24 protein-coding genes and 4 pseudogenes are annotated in these 24,882 nt (G+C 35.5%); 24 read left to right on the top strand and 4 right to left on the bottom strand.

The window, feature by feature from the left end; all coding sequences use genetic code 11:
- Nucleotides 1-237: 237 nt before the first annotated feature.
- Genes AB3H90_RS05755 through AB3H90_RS05745 form a run of 3 tightly spaced genes read left to right on the top strand, consistent with a single transcriptional unit; the run spans nucleotide 238 to nucleotide 3,370 of the window.
- Nucleotides 238-591 carry a Rid family detoxifying hydrolase gene (locus tag AB3H90_RS05755; RefSeq protein ID WP_368016347.1) on the top strand — a complete coding sequence of 118 codons (354 nt, stop codon included), beginning with the start codon at nucleotides 238-240 and terminating at the stop codon, nucleotides 589-591.
- Nucleotides 592-608: 17 nt separating this feature from the next.
- Nucleotides 609-1,937: a CoA-disulfide reductase gene (locus AB3H90_RS05750; protein WP_010737900.1), complete on the top strand. Its 1,329-nt coding sequence runs from the start codon at nucleotides 609-611 to the stop codon at nucleotides 1,935-1,937.
- 14 nt (nucleotides 1,938-1,951) lie between these two features.
- A complete protein-coding gene (locus AB3H90_RS05745) occupies nucleotides 1,952-3,370 on the top strand; it encodes a cation:dicarboxylase symporter family transporter (protein WP_368016345.1) in 1,419 nt (472 codons plus the stop codon).
- Nucleotides 3,371-3,625: 255 nt separating this feature from the next.
- Here the strand turns inward: AB3H90_RS05745 and AB3H90_RS05740 are convergent, their stop codons facing one another.
- A complete protein-coding gene (locus AB3H90_RS05740; protein ID WP_010737898.1) occupies nucleotides 3,626-4,291 on the bottom strand; it encodes a transcriptional regulator in 666 nt (221 codons plus the stop codon).
- Nucleotides 4,292-4,494: 203 nt separating this feature from the next.
- Between AB3H90_RS05740 and AB3H90_RS05735 the strand changes: the two genes are divergently transcribed.
- From AB3H90_RS05735 to AB3H90_RS05695, 9 genes and pseudogenes are all read left to right on the top strand, one after another.
- Nucleotides 4,495-4,608, top strand: a complete 114-nt coding sequence (locus tag AB3H90_RS05735) for a putative metal homeostasis protein (protein ID WP_010718433.1) — start codon at nucleotides 4,495-4,497, stop codon at nucleotides 4,606-4,608.
- A gap of 116 nt (nucleotides 4,609-4,724) precedes the next feature.
- On the top strand, nucleotides 4,725-5,219 hold the full coding sequence (locus AB3H90_RS05730; protein ID WP_368016344.1) for an N-acetyltransferase family protein: 495 nt from the start codon (nucleotides 4,725-4,727) through the stop codon (nucleotides 5,217-5,219).
- Nucleotides 5,220-5,390: 171 nt separating this feature from the next.
- Nucleotides 5,391-7,055: an acetolactate synthase AlsS gene (gene alsS, locus AB3H90_RS05725; protein WP_034700787.1), complete on the top strand. Its 1,665-nt coding sequence runs from the start codon at nucleotides 5,391-5,393 to the stop codon at nucleotides 7,053-7,055.
- 12 nt (nucleotides 7,056-7,067) lie between these two features.
- The gene (gene budA / locus AB3H90_RS05720; protein ID WP_010718430.1) at nucleotides 7,068-7,778 is read left to right on the top strand and encodes an acetolactate decarboxylase; all 711 of its coding nucleotides are present in this window, start codon (nucleotides 7,068-7,070) and stop codon (nucleotides 7,776-7,778) included.
- Between the two features lie 162 nt (nucleotides 7,779-7,940).
- On the top strand, nucleotides 7,941-8,426 hold the full coding sequence (locus tag AB3H90_RS05715) for a GAF domain-containing protein (RefSeq protein WP_368016466.1): 486 nt from the start codon (nucleotides 7,941-7,943) through the stop codon (nucleotides 8,424-8,426).
- 159 nt (nucleotides 8,427-8,585) lie between these two features.
- On the top strand, nucleotides 8,586-8,849 hold the full coding sequence (locus tag AB3H90_RS05710; RefSeq protein ID WP_010737894.1) for a hypothetical protein: 264 nt from the start codon (nucleotides 8,586-8,588) through the stop codon (nucleotides 8,847-8,849).
- Between the two features lie 150 nt (nucleotides 8,850-8,999).
- A pseudogene (locus AB3H90_RS05705) lies at nucleotides 9,000-9,544 on the top strand (DNA cytosine methyltransferase); the annotation flags it as partial.
- 105 nt (nucleotides 9,545-9,649) lie between these two features.
- Nucleotides 9,650-9,788: pseudogene (locus AB3H90_RS05700) on the top strand (putative holin-like toxin).
- A gap of 930 nt (nucleotides 9,789-10,718) precedes the next feature.
- Nucleotides 10,719-10,874 (top strand): hypothetical protein, encoded by a 156-nt coding sequence (locus tag AB3H90_RS05695; RefSeq protein WP_207413696.1) that lies wholly within the window; start codon nucleotides 10,719-10,721, stop codon nucleotides 10,872-10,874.
- Between the two features lie 474 nt (nucleotides 10,875-11,348).
- Here AB3H90_RS05695 and AB3H90_RS05690 read toward each other — a convergent pair whose 3' ends face one another.
- Nucleotides 11,349-12,023 (bottom strand): dihydrodipicolinate synthase family protein, encoded by a 675-nt coding sequence (locus tag AB3H90_RS05690; protein ID WP_368016343.1) that lies wholly within the window; start codon nucleotides 12,021-12,023, stop codon nucleotides 11,349-11,351.
- Nucleotides 12,024-12,404: 381 nt separating this feature from the next.
- Here AB3H90_RS05690 and AB3H90_RS05685 point away from each other — a divergent pair, with 381 nt between their 5' ends.
- The 5 genes and pseudogenes from AB3H90_RS05685 to AB3H90_RS05665 all read left to right on the top strand — a co-directional run bounded on the left by AB3H90_RS05685 (nucleotide 12,405) and on the right by AB3H90_RS05665 (nucleotide 16,458).
- Nucleotides 12,405-12,824, top strand: a complete 420-nt coding sequence (locus AB3H90_RS05685) for a MerR family transcriptional regulator (protein WP_002332330.1) — start codon at nucleotides 12,405-12,407, stop codon at nucleotides 12,822-12,824.
- Between the two features lie 76 nt (nucleotides 12,825-12,900).
- The gene (locus AB3H90_RS05680; protein WP_368016341.1) at nucleotides 12,901-13,767 is read left to right on the top strand and encodes an aldo/keto reductase; all 867 of its coding nucleotides are present in this window, start codon (nucleotides 12,901-12,903) and stop codon (nucleotides 13,765-13,767) included.
- 59 nt (nucleotides 13,768-13,826) lie between these two features.
- The gene (locus AB3H90_RS05675; protein WP_368016340.1) at nucleotides 13,827-14,387 is read left to right on the top strand and encodes an NAD(P)H-binding protein; all 561 of its coding nucleotides are present in this window, start codon (nucleotides 13,827-13,829) and stop codon (nucleotides 14,385-14,387) included.
- Between the two features lie 229 nt (nucleotides 14,388-14,616).
- Nucleotides 14,617-15,135, top strand: a complete 519-nt coding sequence (locus tag AB3H90_RS05670) for a flavodoxin family protein (protein WP_368016339.1) — start codon at nucleotides 14,617-14,619, stop codon at nucleotides 15,133-15,135.
- Nucleotides 15,136-15,159: 24 nt separating this feature from the next.
- A pseudogene (locus AB3H90_RS05665) lies at nucleotides 15,160-16,458 on the top strand (MFS transporter).
- A 413-nt stretch (nucleotides 16,459-16,871) separates the two neighbouring features.
- On the opposite strand, the gene AB3H90_RS05660 reads toward AB3H90_RS05665, so the two are convergent.
- Nucleotides 16,872-17,309 (bottom strand): MerR family transcriptional regulator, encoded by a 438-nt coding sequence (locus AB3H90_RS05660; RefSeq protein ID WP_207494146.1) that lies wholly within the window; start codon nucleotides 17,307-17,309, stop codon nucleotides 16,872-16,874.
- Between the two features lie 107 nt (nucleotides 17,310-17,416).
- Here AB3H90_RS05660 and AB3H90_RS05655 point away from each other — a divergent pair, with 107 nt between their 5' ends.
- The 4 genes and pseudogenes from AB3H90_RS05655 to AB3H90_RS05640 all read left to right on the top strand — a co-directional run.
- Complete coding sequence (locus AB3H90_RS05655; protein WP_368016338.1) at nucleotides 17,417-18,394, top strand: alpha/beta hydrolase; 978 nt, start codon at nucleotides 17,417-17,419, stop codon at nucleotides 18,392-18,394.
- 49 nt (nucleotides 18,395-18,443) lie between these two features.
- Nucleotides 18,444-19,184 (top strand): carboxymuconolactone decarboxylase family protein, encoded by a 741-nt coding sequence (locus AB3H90_RS05650; RefSeq protein WP_368016337.1) that lies wholly within the window; start codon nucleotides 18,444-18,446, stop codon nucleotides 19,182-19,184.
- Nucleotides 19,185-19,219: 35 nt separating this feature from the next.
- The gene (locus tag AB3H90_RS05645; protein WP_368016465.1) at nucleotides 19,220-19,780 is read left to right on the top strand and encodes a DapH/DapD/GlmU-related protein; all 561 of its coding nucleotides are present in this window, start codon (nucleotides 19,220-19,222) and stop codon (nucleotides 19,778-19,780) included.
- A 351-nt stretch (nucleotides 19,781-20,131) separates the two neighbouring features.
- Nucleotides 20,132-20,386 (top strand): annotated as a pseudogene (locus AB3H90_RS05640) (hypothetical protein); the annotation flags it as partial.
- 146 nt (nucleotides 20,387-20,532) lie between these two features.
- Here the strand turns inward: AB3H90_RS05640 and AB3H90_RS05635 are convergent.
- A complete protein-coding gene (locus AB3H90_RS05635) occupies nucleotides 20,533-20,835 on the bottom strand; it encodes a T9SS type A sorting domain-containing protein (protein WP_368016336.1) in 303 nt (100 codons plus the stop codon).
- 149 nt (nucleotides 20,836-20,984) lie between these two features.
- On the opposite strand from AB3H90_RS05635, the gene AB3H90_RS05630 reads away from it, so the two are divergent.
- The 3 genes from AB3H90_RS05630 to AB3H90_RS05620 all read left to right on the top strand — a co-directional run bounded on the left by AB3H90_RS05630 (nucleotide 20,985) and on the right by AB3H90_RS05620 (nucleotide 24,770).
- Complete coding sequence (locus tag AB3H90_RS05630) at nucleotides 20,985-21,419, top strand: hypothetical protein (protein ID WP_368016335.1); 435 nt, start codon at nucleotides 20,985-20,987, stop codon at nucleotides 21,417-21,419.
- A 2-nt stretch (nucleotides 21,420-21,421) separates the two neighbouring features.
- The gene (locus tag AB3H90_RS05625) at nucleotides 21,422-21,604 is read left to right on the top strand and encodes a VanZ family protein (RefSeq protein WP_368016464.1); all 183 of its coding nucleotides are present in this window, start codon (nucleotides 21,422-21,424) and stop codon (nucleotides 21,602-21,604) included.
- Between the two features lie 1,006 nt (nucleotides 21,605-22,610).
- Nucleotides 22,611-24,770, top strand: coding sequence for an immunoglobulin-like domain-containing protein (locus tag AB3H90_RS05620; RefSeq protein ID WP_368016334.1), 2,160 nt, complete (start codon nucleotides 22,611-22,613; stop codon nucleotides 24,768-24,770).
- Nucleotides 24,771-24,882 lie beyond the last annotated feature (112 nt).

Genomic DNA, 24,882 nt, shown 5'->3' with positions numbered 1-24,882 from the left:
TCTCAAAAATAACACATTCATTTCCGTTATGTCAACGCTTTCTTGATAAAAAATTATCAATGAAATTAATTGCTTGCGTTAGATTTTAAATAACATTAGTTTTTATAATTTTATTTTAAATAAAAGAATTTTTGCGGTTTTTAAAAACTCTGAAAGTGGTTGACTGCCTTAAAAATATATGATAATTTTTTAGTGTAATTGTATTCTATGATAAAAAATTATTAAAGGAGGAAAAGAATGAGTAGCAACAAATTACCGTATGAAAAATACCGCGTGGCGGGAGACTTGATCTTTGTTTCTGGACAGTTACCAATCGATCCAACCACTGGTGAAATCGTTTCTGAAGAGATTAAAGCACAAACGAACCAAATCATGATCAATATATCACAAGTGTTGGAGGAGCTAGACTTGACCATGAATCAAGTGGTTAAAACGACTTGTTTTCTAACTGATATGAATCATTTTGAAGCATTTAATCAAGTGTACGCAGAACACTTTGGTGAACGTTTCTCAGCACGATCAGCTTTTCAAGTCGTTGCCTTACCAAAAGATGCTTTGATAGAAATCGAATGGGTTTTATCTAAAGCATAAGAAAAGAGGAAGAAAGAATGAAAATAATAATCATTGGTGGAATTGCTGCAGGAATGAGCGCAGCGGCCAAAGCAAAGAGAGTCAATCCAGATGCAGAAATCATCGTGATTGAACAAGAGGATTATATCTCTTTCGGCGCTTGTGGGCTTCCTTATTATTTAGGTGAAGAATTTAATGATGAACAAGAGATGTTTGCTCGAACGCCTGAACAAATCGAACGTTTAGGAATTAAATTATTGTTGCGCCATCGAGTAGAATCAATCGAATTTGCCACTAAAACGTTAGCTGTAAAAAATTTAAGTACAAATGAAGTAAGTCATGAAACTTATGATCGTCTGATGCTGGCTGTCGGTGCAAAGCCGTTTGTTCCTAACATTGCTGGTATTGATTCTAGTGATGTGTATACGATTACGAAACTTAATGAAGTCAAACGATTACAGCAAGAATTATCAAATTATCAAAATATTGTCATCCTGGGTGGTGGATTTATTGGCATTGAAGTAGCTGATCAGTTAACGAAAGCAGGAAAAAATATTCATTTGATCGAGATGGCTCCTCACTTGATGAATCGTTCATTTGATCCGGAATTTTCTACTAAAATTAAAGAAGCCATTGAAGAAGAAAATGTAAGGGTTTCCTTGGAGGAGTCTGTTCTAGAGATCGAAAAAAATCATGAACAAGTGGTAGCTGTCAAAACGAATAGAGGAAGTTATCAGGCGGATGCGGTGATCGTTGCTGCTGGATTTGTTCCTAATACCAGCTTTTTGAATGATCAATTGGAATTGTTAGGAAATGGTGCAATTAAAATCGATACATACGGGAGAACGTCTCAAAAAGATGTATTTGCGGCAGGTGACTGTGCTTCGATTCCCCATCGAATCTTAGGGGATATTTACCTTCCTTTAGCGACTACAGCGAATAAAATGGGACGGATCGTTGGGGTCAATCTTAGCGGTGTACAGATGCAGGAATATTCAGGGACATTAGGCAGTAGTGCGATCAAAGTAGGAGAGTACGAGGCAGCAGCGACTGGTATCACTGAAAAAATGGCAAGAGAAAAAGGATTAGATATCAAAACGACTTGTATTGAGACAATGAATCACTCGAATTATTATGGAACTCAAGAAAAAATCATGATCAAACTGGTTTATGACCGACAAACAAAAGTGTTGTATGGTGCCCAACTATTCGGGAAAAATGAAACAGTTCTTCGTGCGACTGGCTTAGCTGTTGCGATACACGCTCAAATGACGACTGAAGAATTAGGATTTGTTGATTTTGCTTATGCACCACCTTTTTCTTCTACGTGGGAAGCACTAAATGTTGTAGCAAATACTGCAAAATAAAGGGGATGAATAAATTGATCGATGCACCTTTTTTTACTCAATTTCTGAAAGTAAGTAATTATTATACTGCGGGAGGAATCGCTTTGCTGATTCTATCCCTCGGGGTAATGAAGTACCTCAAAGACAAACGGATTAATTTCTCAAAACGAATGATTTATGCTCTTATTCTTGGTTTGCTTTTAGGGGTTGTCATTGATTTGATTGGTTCCGATAGCGAAATTTATACCGAATTTGCTCGAACGGAAATCAATGCCTGGTATGCCTTAGTTGGTTCAGGATTCTTGAAGATGATCCAGTTGCTAGCTATTCCTGTCGTGTTCTTATCGATTATCAAAGTAGTGATTGATGTCAAAGGAGAACGGTTAAAATATTTGACGGGAAAAACTTTTGCAACATTACTAGGGACTACAGCTATCTCTGCGGCATTGGGGATTGCGGTTGTCAAACTCTATCGGCTTAACGGTGCAGAGTTTGCTGGAGACTTGGCAGCAGACAAAGCAGAAAGTATTAGTAATATTGCTTCGCAAAGTTTCCCAGAATTTTTCTTGAAACTGATACCTAACAATATAGTTAGCGTGATGGGGGATAATGGGAGTATTGTATCGGTTGTGATCATAGCGGCTATGTTTGCTGGAGCTATTCGCTTCTTACAAGTCAAAAAACCGGATCAAGTGGCACCTTTTGTTACGTTGTTGGACTCATTAAAAGTAACCGTCATTTCCGTTTTAACTAACGTGATCAAGTTGATGCCGTATGGGGTTGTTGCCTTAGTAAGTAATACAATTATTTCTAGAGGGATTCAAGCAATTATGGGAATGATCGGATTTATTGCAGCTCTATATACTGGTGTTCTTTTGATGTTGATCGTTTATGTCATTTTATTACTATTCATGGGTGTGAATCCAATTGTTTTTTACAAAAAAGCATTTACGACACTATTGTTTGCTTTTTCTTCCCGTTCAAGTGTAGGAACTTTACCTTATACTTTGAAAAATCTGGAAGAAGATCTAGGTGTGTCTCAAGAAACGGCAAATTTTGTTGCTACTTTAGGAACTTCGATTGGTTTGAATGGATGTGCTGGTGTATTCCCTGCTATGCTTGGTGTTTTAATGGGATCAGCTGTTGGCGCAGAAATGGATCTATCCTTTTATTTCTTGGTGGTCGTTGTCGTTACGGTAGGATCCATCGGAATTGCTGGTGTACCTGGTACGGCGACCGTTGCTGCGACAGTTACTCTTAATGGCTTAGGGTTTGGACACACGATCACAAGTATTGGAGCGATATTTGGTATCGATCCGATTGTTGATATGGGACGTACCATGTTGAACGTCGCAGGCTCAATGGTTTCTGCGATTATGGTAGATAAGTGGGAAGGAACATTTGATAAACAAGCGTTTTTGGCACCATTGAATAAAAAAAATGAAGAAGAGTAATAGACAATGGGAAAAGTTATGTGTTCAATTAGTGATCAAATGATATCTAGGTAATGAGTTGATACCAACTCGCTGATTAGATCGTTTTTACTATAGCTTTCGCCTGTTTCAAAAGTGAAACAACCAAGAAATAAGACGGCACTCCTTAGTGAAGAGGAGTGCCGTCTTTAGTTTCAAAGCCCATCATGTCTGAGAAGCTGTTAAAAAAATGCTTGCTTATTGTCATTGGAGGTAACCGATGCTTTCGCAATCTCTTTACTTTTCTCCTTCAGCAATCTTCAGGTAACGATAAACGCTGGGATCTGATATGTTGAGAATCTTAGCCACTTGTGAAACAGCGCCTTTGATTTGGAAGATTCCTTTTTCATTTAATTGGCGAATGATTTTAATTTTCAACTCTTTATTTAAAGGAGTTTGTTTGTCCAAGAGATCGGAGGGGACGATAGAGTAGATAATCCCTTCAATGGTTTCTTCCAAGATCTCAACGGATTCGGGGAGGTGATTTGTATCAAACACTGCAAGTGGTTGTTTTTCTGTTGATAAGCCAGCTAATGCGAGTATCTCCTTTGAGAGTGACTGATATTTGCTGATATCTTGATTAATGCAAAGTAATCCGACTATCTTCTGCTGATCATTGCGTATAAAAAAAGTGGCACCTCTTAATTTTTTCCCGTTGATTGTTTGTGCATCATAGTTGACTAAATAATCTTGTTTAAGATATTTCTTTGAGCGCACCATTTCTAAAGCGAAACCAGTAACAGGAGAATGGATATCTCGTCCACTTATATGATTGTTTTCAATGGCAGCGATATGAAAATGACCTTCTTCCAGATGATGAAGAACCACTTCATAGTTTTCCCCTAAAGCTTGTCCGAGGAATTTGACCAGGGATATATATAGCGTTAATTGAGTGTTATTCATTTTCTCACCTTGATAATTTTTTGTTACTTTATAATACCATCTTTGTTTGCTGTTTACATTATAAAATAATCGTTATTTCATTTTATTTTTTATTGACAAATTTTTTGGGGGAAGTTATATTGTTTGTATAAATCGTAATCATTACTATTTGAGTTCGTGAACGGTTTATTTGATAAAAATAGACTTGAAAAAGGGAGAAAGCAATGGAAAAACAAGACTTAGCGAGCGCTTATCGTCGGCTAAAGAGCCCCAATATCAAAACGAAAAAAAGAGCGTTAAAAATCATTCATCAATACAAGCGTAATAAAAATAAGTAAAAACTATTATTTGCTAAAAAACGTGTTTGTTTTGATTAGTGATCCTATCAGTAGATTCTTGTCTTAAAAATTTGAACTGGTATAATAGTTTTTAAACAAAAAAAGGTGTGTACTATATGATCCATTATTCTATAGCAGCTAAAGAAGATTTACCTCGCATCGTGGAGATTTACAATCAATCGATTTTAACGAAACAATCAACTGCCGATGTAACGCCCGTAACTATCGAGGATAAATTGGCTTGGTTTGAAGCCCATGATCCTAAGAAACGTCCGCTATGGATCATGCAAGAAGCAGGAGTAATCATTGGCTGGATCAGTTTGAGTGATTTTTATGGACGACCAGCATATGATCAAACGGTAGAAATCAGTATTTATATTGATGAGACCTATCAACATAGAGGCATTGGGCAGTATACTATGGACTTTGTAGAAAAACAGCTCCCTGGCTTAGGTATTGAGACCGTGCTAGCCTTTATCTTCGATAGTAATCAAGCGAGTCAACGTTTATTTGAAAAAAATGGTTATTGTTTATGGGGGCTACTGCCTGAAGTTGCGCAAATCGATGAGAGATTGCTTGGGTTAGCTATTTGGGGAAAATCGTATCGCTAATCAAATAAGCTGTAGTTTCATGAATTTTTCTGAAACTACAGCTTATTTTTCATATTACTACACAAATGAAAAAATTTGTGTTACACTCTTTTTGTGAAACAGTTTGTAAAACTGTACTAATAAAAAAGCGTTTTTTGAGAGAATGTTTAATGAAAAGGGAGTAATATTGTAATGGATGATGAAATGAAACAAGGTTCTAGAGCTGTAGTAGAAAGTTTAGCAAATCACCAAGTCGAATATGTTTTTGGGATTCCAGGAGCAAAAATCGATGGGGTGTTTAATGAGTTAGAAGATCAAGGACCAGAATTAATCGTTACGAGACATGAACAAAATGCCGCTTTTATGGCTCAAGCAATTGGACGGATCACAGGCGAGCCAGGCGTCGTCATTGCTACTAGTGGTCCTGGAGCTAGTAATTTAGCAACTGGGCTAGTGACCGCTACGGCTGAAGGTGATCCGGTTCTTGCAATTGCAGGACAAGTCAAACGAAGCGATCTACTTAAATTAACTCATCAAAGCATGGACAATGCTGCTTTATTTCAGCCAATCACTAAATATAGTGCAGAAATTCAAGATCCAGAAACAATTTCAGAAGTGATTGCCAATGCTTATCGAATGGCTAAAAGTTCGAAAAAAGGAGCAAGCTTTATTAGTATCCCACAAGATGTGGTAGATGCGACTGTAAAAAATGAAGTCATCAAACCTCTAAAAGATCCACAATTAGGTTCTGCTTCCGCTGGCGATATCGATTATTTAGCGGAACGTATTCAAGAAGCGAAATTACCTGTTTTATTAATTGGGATGCGAGGTTCAAGTAAAAAAGAAACAGCAGCGATCCGTAGATTAGTAGAAAAAACAGGCTTGCCGGTGGTGGAAACTTTCCAAGCCGCTGGTGTGATTTCTAGAAAATTAGAAAACTATTTTTTTGGCAGAGTCGGTTTGTTTAGAAATCAACCAGGAGATATGTTATTGAAACGAAGTGATCTAGTGATTGCGATTGGGTATGATCCAATCGAATATGAAGCAAGAAACTGGAATGCTGAAAAAGATGCTCGAGTAATCGTTATTGATGAAACACCAGCTGAGATTGATTCTTACATGCAACCAGAAAGAGAATTAATCGGGGATATCTCTGAAACATTGGATCTGTTGACGGATTCTTTAACACCGCATCAAGTATCACGTGATGCGAAAGAATACTTAGCCTTTTTGCAAAATAAATTAACTGAGCGTGATATTGTGCCAACAAAAGACCGCGAAGGAATTTTGCATCCTCTAGAAGTCATTAATACACTCCAAAATAAAGTGACAGATGAGATGACTGTTACTGTAGATGTAGGTAGTCACTACATTTGGATGGCACGTCATTTTAGAAGTTATGAAGCAAGACATCTATTATTTAGCAATGGGATGCAGACACTAGGCGTTGCCTTACCATGGGCAATCTCTGCTGCATTAGTACGTCCTAAGACACAAATCATTTCGGTATCTGGTGATGGTGGTTTCTTATTTTCTGCTCAAGATCTAGAAACAGCTGTTCGTAAAAATTTGAAGATCATTCATTTGATTTGGAACGATGGTCGTTACAATATGGTGGAATTTCAAGAGATCATGAAATACCAACGAGCTTCCGGTGTAGATTTTGGCCCAGTTGATTTTGTAAAATATGCAGAAGCTTTTGGTGCTAAGGGGCTTCGTGTGACCTCTGTCGCTGAGTTGGAACAAGCAATAGAAGAAGGATTTAAAACGCAAGGTCCAGTTATCATCGATATTCCAATCGACTACCGTGACAATGAAAAACTTGGTGAAACGATTTTACCTGATCAATTCTATTAAGGAGATGCTAAGATGAGTGAAAGAATACTTTTTCAACATGGAACACTAGGAGCATTGATGGCAGGACTAATGGATGGTACTGAGACGATTGAACAGATACTCAAACACGGGACTTTAGGTCTGGGAACGCTACATGGGTTAGATGGGGAAGTAATCTTCTTGGATGGCGAAGCTTATCAAGGGCGTTCAGATGGAGTAGTTGTTAAGCTGACAGGAAAAGAAACCACTCCTTATGCAGCAATCACCCCATTCATTACAGATGAACGGTTTGAAGTCGAAAATCAAACAAAAGGCGAAGAATTAAAACAATCAATTTTAGCCAGTCAAGCAGGAAACAACTTATTCTTAGCGATAAAAATTACTGGGCTGTTTAAAACAGTCCACACACGTATTATGCCAAAACAAGAAAAGCCTTACCGAAGATTAGCAAAAATATCAGAGTCTCAACCTGAATTTCATGAAACAAATAGTCAAGGAACGTTAGTTGGATTTTATACGCCAGAACTGTTTCAAGGAGTAGCAGCTGCTGGATTTCATTTGCACTATATCGATGAAGCTAAACAATTCGGAGGGCATGTCATTGATTTTGAGCTGACAAAAGGCACTGTCGAAATCAGTAAAATCGAAACACTTGTTCAACATTTTCCCAGCGATGACCCAACGTTTATTGGAACGACGATTGATTATGCAAACTTGGAACAAGAGATCCAGCAAGCAGAATAATTTTCTAATGAGTCCGTGCTAAAAATTAATAATGAAAGTATTTTATATTTGAAGGACGTTCTTTTCCCGTCTTTCTGTCTAGTAAGGTCAGTTTTTTCTCAATGACTAGTCAGCAAATCATTTCTAAGCTATAATTTTTTCATAGAAGGAGTGGTTGAGATGTTGTGGACAGAAAAGCAAAAAGAAGATGCCTATCAAATTTTATTATTACAGCAAAAAGGGTTATTAGAGGTAGAAGATCATTGGCTAGCAAATTTAGCGAATTCTTCTGCTTTGTTGAACGAGACATTACCAGAAACAGTTTTTGCAGGTTATTACCTATATAATGGCGAAGAATTGATTTTAGGACCATTTCAAGGTCGTGTTTCTTGTACTAGGATCACAATGGGAAAAGGGGTTTGTGGTGAGTCAGCACAAACAAAAACTACATTGATCGTTGATGACGTCAAGAAACATGAAAACTATATTTCTTGTGATTCTGCAGCTCAATCTGAAATCGTTGTGCCCATGATCAAAGAAGGACATCTGATTGGCGTTCTAGATATTGATTGTGGTGTAACAGGAGGATACGATCATATTGATCAAGAATATCTTGAGAAATACGTAGAAATGCTTATTGATATCGTGCCTTTAGATGTTATTTCTTAAAAAAATTCAATAACTTTAATAAGTGAAATCAAAAGAACGCTCGAAAAAGTCGTTCTTTTGATTTTTTTCTAAAATTATAATGGTTTTTGGTTTTCATAATCTAATTTTAATGCTATTATCATTTTATAAAATGTTAGAACGATTAAAGGTGGATGAGATATGAATAACGAAGAAATCATTTTGGGACAAAAATATGCGTGTAAGCCAATCGGTTTAAAGCATGTAGTAGTAGGTGAAGTCATTAATAAATTAGAAAATTGTATCGTGTTATGTGTGGAAAAATACCAAGAAAGTGATCATGAAGAAATATTAGAAAAATGTGGGAAAGTGGTTGCGAAATATGCGGATGTATATGATTTAACTACTATAGAAGCCATTTTTGAAACTTCTTCAAAAATTTATGAACCAGCGCTTGTCTCATAAATAAAAAATAGTTTAAAAGAGAGGCTCTTTGTCAAATGATGTTGGTAAAGAGAAATCTTAGAATAATTTGGGCAGAAAGAAGAAAAACTTCTTTCTGTTCTTTTTATTTGGTTAAAAAGATGTTGGTGAATTTCACCAACATCAAAAAGTATAGAGCCCTTTTTAGATTTATTTGCAGGTGTAGGTGGATTTCGCTTGGGGTTAGAGAAAGCAGCTCATAAATGTGTCGGGTTTTGCGAAATCGATGCGAAGGCGAGAGAGAGTTATAAGGCAATTCATAACACTGAAGGAGAGGTGGAAATGGATGACATCACAACAGTATCATATGGTTTATTCGATCAATTGGAAGTGTTGATGTTACCTGTGGAGGATTTCCGCGTCAGGCTTTCTCGATTGCAGGAAAACGGAAAGGCTTTGAAGATACTCGGGGAACTCTCTTCTTTGAAATTGCAAGGTTCGCATCTATTCTCAGAACACGCTATCTATTCCTTGAAAATGTTAAAGGATTGCTCAACCATGAAAGAGGAGCTACGTTCGAGACAATTATACGAACCTTGGATGAATTGGGGTACGACATGGAATGGCAATTGTTTAACAGCAAAAATTATGTCGCACAAAATAGAGAACGTGTCTTTATTATCGGACATTCTCGAAGACAATGTACCAAAGAAATATTTCCTATCACAGGAAAAGAAAAATCAATTACAGTTTATAATTAGAATGTTTATTACTAAAAGAAGTATGCTGTACTATTTTCGTAGTAAGTTTATGACGGTGGCTACTCAGGGGGTGATGCTTATGTGCATTTTCCTACTTCGTAGAAGGGAGTAGCGTTTTTTGTCTGTTGCTGAAGCAATCGGATTAATGGTTCAGTTTGGATCATTTGTCATTGCTTTAGTTGCCTTAATGGTGACAATAAGCAAAAACAACAAAAAGTAAACCCGTCATAATCTTTGGCGAGAGATGACAGGTTTACAAAACTTATATAATCTGAGCCACCGTCTTAAACGGGCTACAAAGGAGCTATGTTAGTGCATAGCTCCTTATTTATTTACAGTATAACTTATATGATAGAAAAATGGAAGACTGAGGATTTACATGAAATTAAATTAAGTATCTGTTTTTGATTCAACAAAAAATATTATGTTGAAATGTTGAATATCGAGTTATTTGAATTAGTAAAAGTCAATCATAAAGACTTTATTATGATATTTCTAACATTTGTAGATTTAGATTAAATCATTGGATTCAAAGTATCGTGTTATAATTAGCACAACAATTCTTAAAAGAAGTGTAAAATTTGATTGAAATACGTTCTTTAAGTGAATTCATAGAGAAAAATGTGCTTTATGAAAAAAAACAAAAAATAAATTACTAACTCAGGTGTCACTTTTCTAGATAAATGGCATAAATTTTCAGCGCTAAGTGGCAAAAGCAACTAATTTTCATGATATCTTTTTTAATATATCTCAATCTATCTCCAAAATTAGTTACTTTGGTGGCTATTGTTGCTATGAATATGACAAATAATTAGAAAAAACTGTGCCAATTAAATATAAAAATGACAACTTCCTTAAAGATTGGGAAGTTGTTTTTGTCTATTTAGGGTACACTCTAAATAAACACTTAGTGGATTTTATAGACTATAAGGTCTATCATTATTTATAAGCTATATAGTGTATAAGAGGAGATTAATATATCAGAAAAGAAATATGATTTGCATGACAATGATTTGATGACTGCGACTGAAGCTAGTCTAAGATGGGGATATGATTCAGATTATGTAAGATTTAATGGGATGGGAATATAAAAATATATATTGTCGATCATATTATCTAAAATAAGTTAACTTATTTGGAGGTGAGAAAATTGTCAGAAAAAGATTTTTTTAATTACTTAACTTTAGCTTTAAAAAATTTAGGAAGTTCTAAATCGCTCATTTACAATATTGAAAATGAAATAAAAAGATTAATGAAAGTTTATTCTCCAGATGAAATAGCACAGGAGAATGAAAACTTAAAGTAATTCAGAGAGAAAAACCACTTAATTTATGATAAAACTGTTTTTATAGTACTAGGATTTTTCTAGTTTTTATTTTAAACAGATAGAACATAAATTTAAGTGGTTTTTCAAATTTCATAAAACAAAAGACTTAAATAAAACAAATAACAGTAGCGTATAAATAATTTGAATGATCGGGAGTAATGAATATATCTTCGTTTTAATTTGAATTTGTTTATTTTGACAAAATTTTTTAAAAAAAATATTATTCAATAAACACGTCAAATTTATGAGTATATAAAATATTATTACAACTCGTAAATTATCAAAATTGCTGATTTTCTAGTAAAAATTAATTTCCAAGAGGTGTCCTGCATATGCCAAAATTGATGTTCTCAGTTTTAGAAATTTCATTTTTTATAAAGGGAAGTAGCGAATTTTCGAATATTTTGGCAATTTTCCCTTTTAAAGAATGATAATCCTGATTGGTTTCGTTTGCTAGTAATGAATCAAACCATTGCTTAACTTCATTTGGATATAGATTTCCAGCAATTGAAGATAAGCCATTGTACCCAAACTCGATTTTTTGTTCCAACTTTTTTCCCCACCAGCAAAATAATGAAGTGGTGTATCAGTTGCTTTGTTTAATTCTAAAACTTTTCTCGGATCCCCAGCCTCTTTTATCCCTGACACTAGATTATGATTAATTAAATCTTTGTATGATTCTATAGATAAATCAAAGCCAGTTCTTAAGGGATTATTATAGATAATCGCTTGTTTGTTAGCTGCTTCAATTATTGCATTTGTGTAGTGCAATGCTTCTTTCTGGGTCGGTAATACATACGGAGAATAGCCAATCAAAATAGCTGATATTTGAGGTATCTTGTTTATTTTTTTTGCCAGCTGTTGCGCCTCAACTTGTCTAATACTAGATACGCCAAAAATCAATTCAAAATCAGAGTCAACTTTTAAAAGCGACAAATGATCAATCAGTTCAAGTTTTTCGTTTAAACTTAATGAATGCTGTTCACCTGTGGAACCACAAACTAGCACAGAATGTATTCCAAGTTTATTTAAATGCTGAATGTGCTCAAGTGTTTCCTCGATGTTCAACTCTTCATTTTTGTGAAAAGCTGTTGGCACAGCGATATGGTAATTATTTGTTAATGTCATGTTGCTTTCTCCTCGTTAAAGTTAATGGCTGTCTTAATGGTTAGTATAACAAACGATAGAGTGACTGGAAATGATAAAGCTGTTTGATCATTTAGACTTTTCAATCAAGAAATTGGAAAGAAAAAGAACATGTTTGTTACTATGGGAAATTGTATTTTAAAAGCTCGAAATCAACAGAAAACGAAATGAATTCAAAAATCGATTTCTAATCTAGAGAATTATGAACACTTATTTTGAGATTAAAAAAAATATTTGATATGATTCTAGTTTTGAATAGTAACAAAAATAAAACGAGATTTTAAACTTTTTTACAATAGCTTGCCTTAGAGTTCACTTTAGGGCTTATGATACTTATATAAAAAGATGTGGAGGTTAATTTTAATGAATATTAAAAAAGCAGCGGAAATGTTTGATTTAAGTGTAGACACACTACGCTATTATGAACGGGTTGGTGTCATACCACCTATTCACCGCAATGAGAGCGGCTATCGGGATTATACTACGAATGATCTTAATTGGATTTATCTAGCAAAAAACTTACGAAATGCGGGATTATCGATCGAATCACTCATTGAGTTTGCTCAATTGGCCCAATTACGTGAAACGCAGAATGTAGAAAAAGCTCAGAAGCAGATTTTATCTGATCAATTAGAAGAATTAGACAAAAAGTTAGCGGAAATGCAGGAAGTACGAGACTTACTTATTTATAAGATAGAAACGTATGATGATCACATCGCAAAATTTAAAGCAGGTGAATTGGAGCCTGATAAAGTCGAAAAACTATGGGAACGAAAAAAATAAAACTTTTTTCTTGCTATGGACTTAACTCCAAGGTTTAGGATAGAACATGTAAAGAAAATTAGAGGAGGAAAACCATATGCAAACAATTACTTTGAATAATGGCGTAGAAATGCCACAATTAGGATTTGGTGTTTATCAAATTCCATTGGAGGAAACATCTGAAGCAGTCTATCAAGCCATTAAAACAGGCTACCGTCTGATCGATACAGCTTCTATTTACGGAAATGAAAAAGAAACAGGTGAAGGAATCAAACGTGCTATCAATGAAGGCCTAGTCACTCGAGAAGAACTTTTTGTTACTTCTAAATTGTTTATTCTCCAAGCACCAGAAGAAAAAGCTGCGGAAACGATTGAATATTCTCTTAAAGTAATGGGGTTTGATTATCTGGATCTTTATCTTATTCATCAACCATACGGAGATATTTATGGTGCATGGCGATCAATGGTTGCTGCTCAAAAAGCAGGAAAATTACGTACCATTGGGATTTCAAATTTCAAATCGGCTAAGATGATCGAGTTTGTTGGTTTGAATGAGGTAAAACCTCAAATCAATCAAATCGAAGTAAATCCTTGGAATCAAAGAGTTGAAGATCAAGAATGGCATGAAAAATATGGCGTACAAGTGGAAGCTTGGGCACCATTTGCAGAAGGTCGTCACGAACTATTTACCAATCCTGTACTAGCAGAAATCGCTAAACAATACGGAAAGACAGTAGGACAAGTTGTATTACGTTGGTTAATGCAAAGAGGGATTATTGCTTTAGCAAAATCAGTTCGTCCCGAACGAATGGCTGAAAACATTGATATTTTTGATTTTGAGCTTTCAAAAGAAGATATTGAAAAGATAGCGGCTTTAGATAGGGAAGAATCTGCGTTCTTTGATCATGATGCACCCCAACAAGTAGAATGGTTTATGAATCGGATGTTGGATACAGAAAAATGAGCAAAAATATCCTAATTATTGGTGCCGGTGGTCAGATTCCACAGGTATGAATCCCGCTTTTGCAAGAGAAACCTGAGTTACATTTGACTTTATTTGGGCGTCATGCCGCTGACTTGCCTTATACAAATGTAACAAAGGTTTCTGGAGATGCTAGAAATTTAACTGACTTGATCAAGGTTATGAAAAACCAAGAGGTCATTTATATGAATTTTGATAATAAAAAAGTAACAGAAATTGTGATTGATGCAATGTATAAAACGGGTGTGAAACGAATCATTCAAGCAGGTGTACTTAGCGTGTACGGTGAAGTTGCAGAACCGTTTGCCATATGGAATAGTCGCATGATGGGAGGGTCAGTCGCGCATAATCGGGGTGTAGAATCATTGGAAGTCAGTGATTTGGATTACACTTATATGCGTATGACTTGGCTCTATAATGGGAATCGAAAGGATTATATTGCTAGTCCTAAGAGAGAACCATTTTTAGGTGCTCAAATTACGAGACGTGCCATTGCTCAATTTATAATGGACAATATCACAGGAAAAAGAAATGACATACGAGCAAGCATTGGGTTGTGGGAACCTGGTTCAGAAAATAAATCAAAACCTGATTTTTATTGATAGAAGGATACCAGTTTAACCATTTAGCAAAGTAAAAGTGAATACTGTGGCATCAATCATGAGATAGTTGATGCCGCAGTATTTTTATGGGGAAATAATATGTAAAGAGGGCGATTGAGGTGTTTAAGAAACGAATTTCATACTTCTTAATAACGTTTATAAGCCTCATGATTATTGGATTTATTACTTTACCTAAATTGATAAGCAAAAATCAAGAGGATGAGAAACGATGAGAAATCCCAAAACATTGATTGTTTATTATTCACGAACTGGAAATACAAATGAAGTTGCTGAACTGATTCAAGAAAAGGTTGGTGGAGAACTTGTACAAATCGAAACAGAAGAAAAAAGACCAACAGATTATCAGAAGGAAGTCGAACAAAATGTACAAGAGCAGGAAAGAGAGGTCTTACCAGAATTAACAACGACCATTCCTGATTTTGACAAGTACGAACGGATTTTTTTGGGGACACCAACGTGGAATATGGCGTTGCCCCAAGCCGTTGTTTCTTTTTTAGATAGCTATGATTTCAATGGGAAAACAATCATACCTTTTAATACACATGGTGGTTACGGTGCGGGTTCAACTTTCAGCCAGATAAGTGCTAATACTAAAGGTGCCAATGTACTAGAAGGGTACACTGTAAAAGGTGGAGAAGAGACAAAGGGTCTCATGCTTATTATTAAAGATAAAAATAGAGAAAAAGTATCAAAAGAAATTGATACATGGTTAGAAACAATCAATTAAAGAAATAGAAAGAAGTTAGGAAATTTGAACAGAGAAAAATTTGGTGTCATTTTACCAATTACATTATTAGCTTATTTTTTGATATTAATGGATAATTCAATCATTTTTACAAGTTCTGTGCAGATAGGTGAAAGTTTAGGGTTATCTGCTGCGGCACTATCATGGGTATCAAGTGCGTACACACTCACTTTTGGAGGTTTTTTGTTATTAAATGGACGTCTTTCTGATCTATTAGGGAGAAAACGTATTTTTTTGATAGGATTACTTATTTTTGGTCTCAGTTCTTTAGTGATTGGGCTATCGCAAACAGCTAAAATGGTCATTATGATGCGCGCGGTACAAGGAATTGGTAGTTCCATTATCGCACCGACAACTTTGGCATTGATTATGGATGCTTATCAAAATAATATGAGGCAACGGGCGATTTCTTATTATGGAGCAACCGCTGGAATTGGCTCAAGTATTGGTTTATTAGTCGGTGGTGGACTGACTAGCTTGATTTCATGGCGTGCAGGATTTTTAATAAATGTTCCATTTACTCTGGTATTATTTATCTTAACATTGAAGTATGTGAATCCTTCAGCACCTCGAAAAGAAAATATCGACTATTTAGGTAGTTTACTTTCCGTACTGGGTTTGGTTGGTATTATCTATGGTTTTACAGAAGGAATACTTAGCTTCGTATTAATAGGAATTATCTGTATATGTTTGTTTATTTTATGGGAGCGAAAGACTTCTTCTCCTATTCTCCCTTTAGCACTTTTTCAAAATAAGATTCGTTCTGGTGCTTATGTGACTCGTCTCTTATTTATGATGGCTATGTTGCCATTTTGGTTCTTCTTGCCACAGATGATGCAAAGTCAATATGGTTTTTCAGCGCTAGAATCCGGTTTCGCTTTTTTACCACTGACAATTGTTAATTTTATGATTGCGATGCAATTACCGAAGTTAACTTCAAAATTTGGAAACAATAAGATATTACTGATTGGAGAAATCACATTATCTATAGGGTTGATTTTACTTGCAATTTCAAATCCAGAAAATGGCTATTGGCAGACTGTTTTTGTACCTATGATCATACTTGGATTAGGGCAAGGTTTAATTTTAGCTCCAGTTACATCTGCGGGTGTTTATGAAGCACCTGATGAATTGGCTGGTATTGCAAGTGGGGTTACAAATACAATGCATCAAATTGGCGGTCCTATCGGATTGTCATTGATTGTCGCAACAACAACTAATTTTTAAACTGAAATCTGGATGATGACAGCATTTATACTTATCTCTATATTGGTGGTTGCTCTCTTTGTTAATAATATAAAATAGGTGTTTTCTATTAATATTCATCCAAAATGAAAACTGAGATCTAAGATTTGATGAGCAATCAATCTTTTAGATCTCAGTTTTTATAACTAATTCTTATATTTATCATTTATTACTGAAAAATTTTGCCATTTAAACAGAAAAGTGACAAACGTTCGACAAAACCAACAACCAACTTGATGAAGTCAAAGAGCAAATTCCTGAACGGCAAGCACGAGGACAACAAATCAAGGTGTTCTTGAAATAATTGGAGCAGGTTGATGTGGTCGATCAATTCGATGATTTGTTTATTGGACTGGTTGGTAGTATTCAGGTTTCGGGGGATAAAGCTGTGGTGCGATTCAAGGATGAGGCTGAGGTGGAAGGTTAGGATAAAGAATGTCGCATGATCGTTTATCGAATCCCAAGCGACTTTCTTAATGTGAGTTGTCATAACTGATCTTGACCTCTTGAGGTAAGTCATCAGGAATTTGTGCTTGAACAGCGTTCTCATCCCCTTGTTTAATTGCCTCATCGTAGTACCAGCATTTGAATTTAATCATATCAAGCACTTTTTGCATCTGCTGAATTTCATTTTCAATCGTTGCTTTTTGACGTTCAAATAACTCTTTTCGCGTCTCAAAGGTTTCAGCTCCGAGTTTTGTCCACTCCATAAATTGTTTGATATCCTTTATTTCTAGTCCGGATTTTTTCAAACAGTCAATGACACGTAGTGCTTCAATTTCATTTTCCGAAAATTTGCGGATTCCTGAAACTCGTTCGATTGTGGGGAATAATCCTTCTCTATCATAGTAACGAAGTGTAGAAATAGGAATATTGAACATTTTTGATATTTCACCAATTGAATAAGTCATAATACCTCCAAAATAATTTCAATGTAGTCCTTGACCTAAAGTCAAGTTTAGGTAGTAGAATTATATTACCTTACAAATGCAATGTCAATTTCAAGGAGGAAATCAACATGAAAGAAGAATTGAACATCACTCAAGAATGGGATAAAGTTTTCCCTCAAAGTAGTCAAGTAAATCATCGCAAAGTAACCTTCCCTAATCGCTTTGGGATTACATTGGTTGCTGATTTGTATGAACCCAAAGTCCAAACAGGTAAGCTTCCGGCGATTGCAATTAGTGGGCCATTTGGTGCAGTCAAAGAACAATCATCAGGTCTTTATGCTCAAACGATGGCTGAACGAGGATTTTTAACAATTGCTTTCGATCCATCATTTACTGGAGAAAGCGGTGGCTTCCCTCGCAACGTTGCATCAGGTGATATTAATACGGAGGACTTTCAAGCAGCAGTTGATTTCTTATCTGTACAAGAAAATGTTGACCCAGAAAAGATTGGTTTGATTGGTATCTGCGGCTGGGGTGGCATGGCACTCAACGCAGCAGCAATTGATACCCGAGTGAAAGCTACAGTTGCTTCAACGATGTATGATATGTCCCGAGTGACTGCTAATGGTTATTTTGACTCAGTTGATGCCGATGGACGATATAAACTCCGTCAACAACTCAATGCCCAACGCATCGAAGATTTCAAAAATGGAGATTTTGCTCGAGCAGGTGGTGTCGTAGAGCCATTGCCAGAGGATGCACCTTACTTCGTCAAAGATTATTTTGACTACTATAAAACAGATCGCGGCTATCACAAACGCTCATTGAACTCGAATGAAGGTTGGAATGTCACATCTTCGCTTTCATTGCTGAATACCAAGTTGTTAGCCTACAGTGATGAAATCCGTAACGCTGTGTTAATTATCCATGGTGAGAAAGCTCACTCACGCTATTTTGGAGAGGATGCTTTCAAGAAGTTGCAAGGCGGTAACAAGGAATTGATGATTATTCCGGGAGCATCACATACTGACCTTTATGATCAGGTGGGCATTATCCCATTTGACAAAATGACTGAATTCTTTAACCAATATTTGAAAGTGAGATAGAATAAAGGTAAATAGGTAAGGGCGTAAAAAAGAATGGAGGGAACGATAAGTGGTTGAAAAACAAACGGCAGGAAGAGATGCTTTAAGTGAATTTGCACCAAAATTTGCAGAATTGAATGATGATGTATTGTTTGGAGAAGTTTGGTCGAGAGAGGATAAGCTTTCCTTAAAGACTCGGTCCATTGTAACGATTACGTCCCTGATTTCTAAAGGGATTGTCGATTCATCTTTGATTTATCACTTGGAAACAGCTCGGAAAAATGGTGTGACACAAACAGAAATGGCTGAGATTTTAACCCACCTTGCTTTTTATGCAGGGTGGCCTAATGCTTGGGCAGCCTTTCGCTTGGCAAAAGAAGTCTATGCGGATGATTTGAATGAAGAAGAGCACGGTGGCTTTTTTGGACAAGGCAAACCTAATACGGCTTATGCGCAATATTTCATTGGTCAAAGCTATTTGAAGACACTGACTAATCCTGAAGAGACAGTTTTTATCGCCAATGTTACATTTGAGCCTGCTTGTCGCAATAATTGGCATATCCATCATGCCAAATCTGGTGGAGGTCAAATCTTGATTTGTGTAGATGGTGAAGGTTGGTATCAAGAAGAAGGGAAACTTGCTCAAAGTTTGAAACCAGGAGATGTTGTGACAATTCCGGCAGGTGTCAAACATTGGCATGGTGCTAAGAAAGACTCTTGGTTTAGTCATCTAGCTGTTGAAGTACCTGGTGATGAAACATCAAATGAGTGGCTGGAACCGGTAACTGACGAAATGTATGACAACCTTTAGGAGTGATTTAATTGGAAGTTAGAATTCAGGATATCATTCAAGCATATGGAACTAAGGATGAGACCTCACCAAATATAGCAGCATATGCGAATGAGCTGTATCAAGAAGCAATCAAAATTGGCATGGAAATGAATACCACATACCATACGCCGGAAGAACTTCGTGAGATTATGAGTCGCTTAATCGGAAAAGAAATAGATGAAAGTTTTCGAGTTTTCCCACCGTTCTATACAGATTTTGGGAAAAATATCACGCTTGGTAAGAATGTCTTTATCAACTCTGGAACTCATTTTCAAGACCAAGGAGGCATTGTGATAGGAGATGGTGCCTTCATAGGGCACAACGTGGTGCTCCCTACAATCAATCACGACTTATACCCCAAGAATAATCGCAAAAACCATTATGCGCCCATTGTTTTGAAGGATAATGTCTGGATTGGTTCAAACGCTACGATTACTTCTGGTGTGACAATTGGCGAGTGGTCAATAGTCGCAGCAGGTGCAGTCGTAACAAAAGATGTGCCACCATGTAGTGTTGTTGGTGGTGTACCTGCAAGAGTCTTAAAGACAATTGATCCAGAGGGAGACAACGACTAATAAACCAAAAAGGAATCGACCTTACATCCTCGCATGCAGGAACGATTCCTTTTTTCGTACTCAGAAATACGCATCAACCCACAACCATCGCTAAACTTTTACAAACTCCCTATCACTTTGTAAAAGTGCAACAAGACAAAATGTAATTGTATTGCTAAGAACGTCTAAATAAAAGCACTGTTTATATGAACCGTACGCACAGTATTGTTGGGATATGCTACTAATGGCTCTTTTTTTACATGATTCAGACAATAGAATATTACTTACGATGAATATACCTGACTATAATAGGTGATCTTTAAATTGAATAATTGTAATGAAGTTTTGGACAAACTTTAATTCGATTTGACAATCTTGAAATACAAATGGGCAGATTTAGGGGTTGATATCAAGTTAGAAGATTTTTCTGATTATGAAGCTATCACAACTATCATTAAAATCACAAAAGTAAATTTCCGACTTATTCATCGTTTGGTTGCACAGATTGATCGTATTTTAAGAATCAATCAAATGGATAAAATTACTATAGAAGTTGTGGAGGCAACTAGAGATAGTTTAGTAACAGGTATTAAAAAGCTATCAAGAAAAATTAGTATTCACTTTTGAAATAATTTATAAATCATGCTTATTTGTAAGAATAAAATAAGAGCAATAGGGTATATACTCAAAAAAACCAGAGAAATGAACGAAATTCCGTTCTTTCACTGGTTTTTTTTATTTATTTCATGAACTCTTTTATGAAATAAAACCTATTAATAGGTGACACTTCCGTTTATATCAAATGTTTTTGCTCGTTCATTACTTTCGAAACGAAGAAAATATGTTCCAGAAGATAATGAGCTTGTCAAGGTTCCACTACTATTTCCAGAAAAATTCTTAGAAGAAACAACAGATGAACCGATCAAATTCTGTTTTACAATGGCAACATTTAAAATAGTTGATGCCCCAGCACTTCTTCTAGTTTGATTATGTCTTACAGTATGCGAACGCGTACTCGAAGTAGACCAACTATTTACGGATCTCCATGACCAAATTCCAGTTCCATTATAAGTCATTGCTTTGGTTTCGCTTACAAAAAAGTTGTAGAAAAGAAACTAAGGATTAAAAGAGTAACTGATAATTTTTTACACATATTTTTCATAATAAATAACTCCTTACGTTTTATTTTGTTATAATAATATTAACAAAAAAGGAGAAGTCTATCATGAATAATGGGAAAAATAAATTTAAAATGTTATTTTATGATGCTGTTTTACTCTGTGTATCGTTTTTGTTTTCAAGATGGTTTTATATGAAATATCTTTATTTTTACTCAATCTCTATTTTTCCTTTTAGTGGTGAGGTAGATTTTTGGATACCATTTATTCAGATAATCATTATTACTTTTTTTCTCTATATTTTTTTACTCAGTCTATTTACAAAGAAAATTTATAAGGAAATAATTTTAATATTTTATATCATTTATTTTTTATTGTTAACCTACCTACTTCTTTTTAAAAATATTGGCATACAAGGATTAGAAATTAATCCTCTATCATTTATCAAAGATTTCATAAATGGTGACGCTATAATCGTTCTGTTGAATATAATTATGTTTATACCACTTGGTTGGCTGCTACCATTAAATAAAAAAATTTAGGTATAGTAGTTTTAGGTATTTTTTTAATTGAAGTAGCACAATATATTTTTCATTTAGGAATATTCGATGTGGGAGATATTGTTGCTAATACAGCTGGTTTTGTTGTAGGTACAGTAATAAAAGAATCTGTGATCAATAAACTTTCATACAAAATAGTAACTTTTAATATATATCACAAATCTTAAAAAAATATAGTTATTTTTTTAGATGACAAAACTATAAATAAATAACGTATTTTAAATAATATATTTATTTTATTTAATAACGATTGATTTAAATGGAAAATAATGAAGGTATTTTAAAATGAAAGCAATAATCCAATGGTCGAACGAATGATAAAAAGTTGAGACAATAGTTTAGTTTAAAAAACTGTAGTAACAGGGGTAGCAGCCGGAATTTGACATTTTTGTTTTGTATTGGTCAATTTCAACAAAACAAAATTTATCACGCCTAGATCGAATTTCAAGACAAAGATTATTGCTTTGATACCACACTGCAAGCTTTTTATCAAAAAGAAAAATATTATGAATATCGAAAAATAAAAAAATTATATACAAGAAAGGTTAATGAAATTATTTTTCTGGCAATCAAATATGAATTATTCGGTTTGTATCCTGAAGATTATGAAATTCTAGACTCGCTTTAGTTAAGCGTTATCCTGTAAATTGAATCTATAGTATAGGAAGCTATGTAAAATGGATCATACGACGATGCTAAAGTCATTTAGAATCAATTAGTTGTATCGTTTAGTCGAACGAGATGAATGAGAAACCCTTAGAGTAGTAAAATTAGTTGAGTAAATACAAGTCAGACATTTTTGTCTGACTTTTTTCTTTTACCTATTAACCTTTACATAAAGCGTAACATGTAGGTGAAAAATTTCTTCAGATGAAAAGTAGTAGAAGAAGCTTGATTGATTTCCTCGATCAATGAAAGAAATATATACAAAAAAAGTTATGGTAAACGATCAAAATTCAAGAATATTAATTGGGAATATTGAGCGTTTATGCTTAATTAGAACAAGTAAAATAAATGTTGCAGGGGAGATGATCAATACGATTTTGTCAGCTTCGGTAACAAAATGGACATTGGAAAGAGACATCAATTGAAAACAGGGGAAACACCTAAAGCTGATGAAGTGGTATTGACGAGAAAATAATGATCAAAAATAAGAGAAAAAAAGGAGTAAATATGAGTAAGAAAAAATTAACAGCAAAACGTAAAAAACAGCTATTAACGATGTTTGCGGTGGCTGGTGTGATGGGAAATACTGGGATCGCACCAACGATGGCATTAGCGGATACTTTGTCACCAACAGCTGAAACTGCTACTGAACAAACACAGGCGAATGAAGCAAAAGAAGTCATCGATCAAACGATACAAAACGTCACAGATCCGTTAGTAAACCCAACGGATTCAACCACTACAGCTAGTGATTCATTAGCACCAACGGATGAAACAACGGATGACGCCCAAGAACAAGCAACAGCACCGACTGCCGAAAGTGAAGGGGATGCAACTAATCCAACAGCTGAAGCGCCAAAAGTAGCGCAAAAATCGAACGTGGCAGCAGTTTCTAAGATAACAGGCACATGGGGTACCAGCTCGTATACGTTTGATGAAAACACAGGAGTATTGACAATCGGAGCAGGCGAATTAAGTGGCTATGAAGAATCACCATGGAACAGCGGAACAGTGGATCTTGAAGCAATCAAGAAAATTGTTTTGTCTGGAAAAGTAGTGGCTCCAGAAAATTCAAACTACTTATTTAGTACAAGTACCGGTGGTAAGGATCTTACGAATGTAACTGAAATCGAAGGGTTAAGTCAACTGGATACCAGTAACGTAACAGATATGAGTAAAATGTTTAAAGGTATGAGTAGCATAACAAGTCTAGATGTAAGTGGCTTTGATACCAGTAAAGTAACAAATATGCAACATATGTTTTCCGGTATGAGCAGCGTAACAAGTCTAGATGTAAGTGGCTTTGATACCAGTAACGTAACAGATATGGCTAATATGTTTCGTGGTATGAGCAGTGTAACAAGTTTAGATTTAAGTGGGTTTGATACCAGCAAAGTAACAGATATGAGTGATATGTTTCTTAAAGCTCCGCTTAAGAAATTAATTCTAGGTAATCACTTTAAGGCGGTTGGAGACACTGGTTTATCAGCACCGAAAGCATTGAACGATGGAGATCAGCTGACAGGAAATTGGATTCGTGAAGATGGTCAGTCCAAAGGCTATTCACCTGCTGACTTTATGACAAATTACGGCACTGGGGATTTAACGGCAGGAACTACTTATGTGGCAGAACTAGTGAAAAGTGAGTTGAAACCACAAGAATATCATGTAGGAGATGTCAATATTACTGGAACCTACACAGGGGATATGTCTCTCGGACGATTAACCGTTAATGGCAAAGTTGTCAGCTGGGGCGGTAGCTTCAAAGATGGTCAATTCAGCTATTATGTCGGTGTTGGAAAATTAAAAGTCGGCGACAAAGTCGTGTTAGATGGCTACAACAAAGAGAAGGAATTGATAGATTCCAAAGAGATTGAAGTGATTTCCGAATCTTCAGGATCAATTGATCAAGTGGACACTTATAAGCTAGGTGATTCAACCATTACTGGATCTTATACGGGGGATATCCATAAAGGAAAACTAGTAGTGAATGGGGAAGTAATCAGCTGGGGCGGAACCTATAAAGATGGTAAGTTTAGCTATTATGTGAACTCTCAAATCATCAAAGCAGGAGATCAAGCAACGATTCAAGGCTATGATAAATTCGATACACCACTAGGGGACCCACAACCGGTAACTATAGGAGAACAACTGGGTCAATTAACAGAAGCCCATCGTGTGGGAATCAGTACAGTGATCGAAGGAAACTACACAGGCGATGTTTACCAAGGAATCTTGTTGGTCAATGGCGAAAAAGTTAGTCAAGGCGGCAGCTTCAAAGATGGCAAGTTCAGTTATTATGTAGGAAACCTTAAAGTGTCAGAAGATGATCAAGTAGTCTTGATGGGTGCCAACAATCGAGGACAACAAATTCCAGGATCAGAGATTGGGGTCACTATTCAAACACCAACAGCTGAAATCAACGAATTGACTTATAAAATCGGCACACAAACGATCAAAGGAGCCTATGGTTCTGATACCCAAGTCCACCAAGGACACTTGTTTGTCAATGGTAAACTGATCAGTAAAGGTGGGAGCTTTAAGGATGGGGCAATCAGTTATTATGTGAAGCCAGATCTAATCAAAGCTGATGATCAAGTGACAATGAATTTCTATGATGGAAGTGGCAACTTATTGGCTGAAAACCAAACAGTTTCTGTAAACTAAGGAAAAATAAATTTATGTAAGGCTAGAACTGTTTTATTCTCATTTTTTTGAAAACTCAAAAAAATGAGAATAAAACACGAAAACTGAATCAAATACATTCGTTATTTATAGT

Origin of the sequence: Enterococcus sp. C63 (assembly GCF_040887215.1) — a bacterium.
Lineage (GTDB): Bacteria > Bacillota > Bacilli > Lactobacillales > Enterococcaceae > Enterococcus_B > Enterococcus_B hirae.
This window is presented reverse-complemented; position numbering and strand designations above follow the sequence as displayed.

What these genes read in the sequence shown, in the direction of transcription:
- alsS (WP_034700787.1), top strand. Translation starts at nt 5,391, where the DNA reads ATGGATGATGAAATGAAACAAGGTTCTAGAGCTGTAGTAGAAAGTTTA.
- AB3H90_RS05755 (WP_368016347.1), top strand. Translation starts at nt 238, where the DNA reads ATGAGTAGCAACAAATTACCGTATGAAAAATACCGCGTGGCGGGAGAC.
- budA (WP_010718430.1), top strand. Translation starts at nt 7,068, where the DNA reads ATGAGTGAAAGAATACTTTTTCAACATGGAACACTAGGAGCATTGATG.
- AB3H90_RS05620 (WP_368016334.1), top strand. Translation starts at nt 22,611, where the DNA reads ATGAGTAAGAAAAAATTAACAGCAAAACGTAAAAAACAGCTATTAACG.
- AB3H90_RS05690 (WP_368016343.1), bottom strand. Translation starts at nt 12,023, where the DNA reads ATGACATTAACAAATAATTACCATATCGCTGTGCCAACAGCTTTTCAC.
- AB3H90_RS05655 (WP_368016338.1), top strand. Translation starts at nt 17,417, where the DNA reads ATGAAAGAAGAATTGAACATCACTCAAGAATGGGATAAAGTTTTCCCT.
- AB3H90_RS05730 (WP_368016344.1), top strand. Translation starts at nt 4,725, where the DNA reads ATGATCCATTATTCTATAGCAGCTAAAGAAGATTTACCTCGCATCGTG.
- AB3H90_RS05680 (WP_368016341.1), top strand. Translation starts at nt 12,901, where the DNA reads ATGCAAACAATTACTTTGAATAATGGCGTAGAAATGCCACAATTAGGA.
- AB3H90_RS05740 (WP_010737898.1), bottom strand. Translation starts at nt 4,291, where the DNA reads ATGAATAACACTCAATTAACGCTATATATATCCCTGGTCAAATTCCTC.
- AB3H90_RS05685 (WP_002332330.1), top strand. Translation starts at nt 12,405, where the DNA reads ATGAATATTAAAAAAGCAGCGGAAATGTTTGATTTAAGTGTAGACACA.
- AB3H90_RS05630 (WP_368016335.1), top strand. Translation starts at nt 20,985, where the DNA reads ATGAATAATGGGAAAAATAAATTTAAAATGTTATTTTATGATGCTGTT.
- AB3H90_RS05660 (WP_207494146.1), bottom strand. Translation starts at nt 17,309, where the DNA reads ATGACTTATTCAATTGGTGAAATATCAAAAATGTTCAATATTCCTATT.
- AB3H90_RS05710 (WP_010737894.1), top strand. Translation starts at nt 8,586, where the DNA reads ATGAATAACGAAGAAATCATTTTGGGACAAAAATATGCGTGTAAGCCA.
- AB3H90_RS05670 (WP_368016339.1), top strand. Translation starts at nt 14,617, where the DNA reads ATGAGAAATCCCAAAACATTGATTGTTTATTATTCACGAACTGGAAAT.
- AB3H90_RS05735 (WP_010718433.1), top strand. Translation starts at nt 4,495, where the DNA reads ATGGAAAAACAAGACTTAGCGAGCGCTTATCGTCGGCTAAAGAGCCCC.
- AB3H90_RS05635 (WP_368016336.1), bottom strand. Translation starts at nt 20,835, where the DNA reads ATGACTTATAATGGAACTGGAATTTGGTCATGGAGATCCGTAAATAGT.
- AB3H90_RS05750 (WP_010737900.1), top strand. Translation starts at nt 609, where the DNA reads ATGAAAATAATAATCATTGGTGGAATTGCTGCAGGAATGAGCGCAGCG.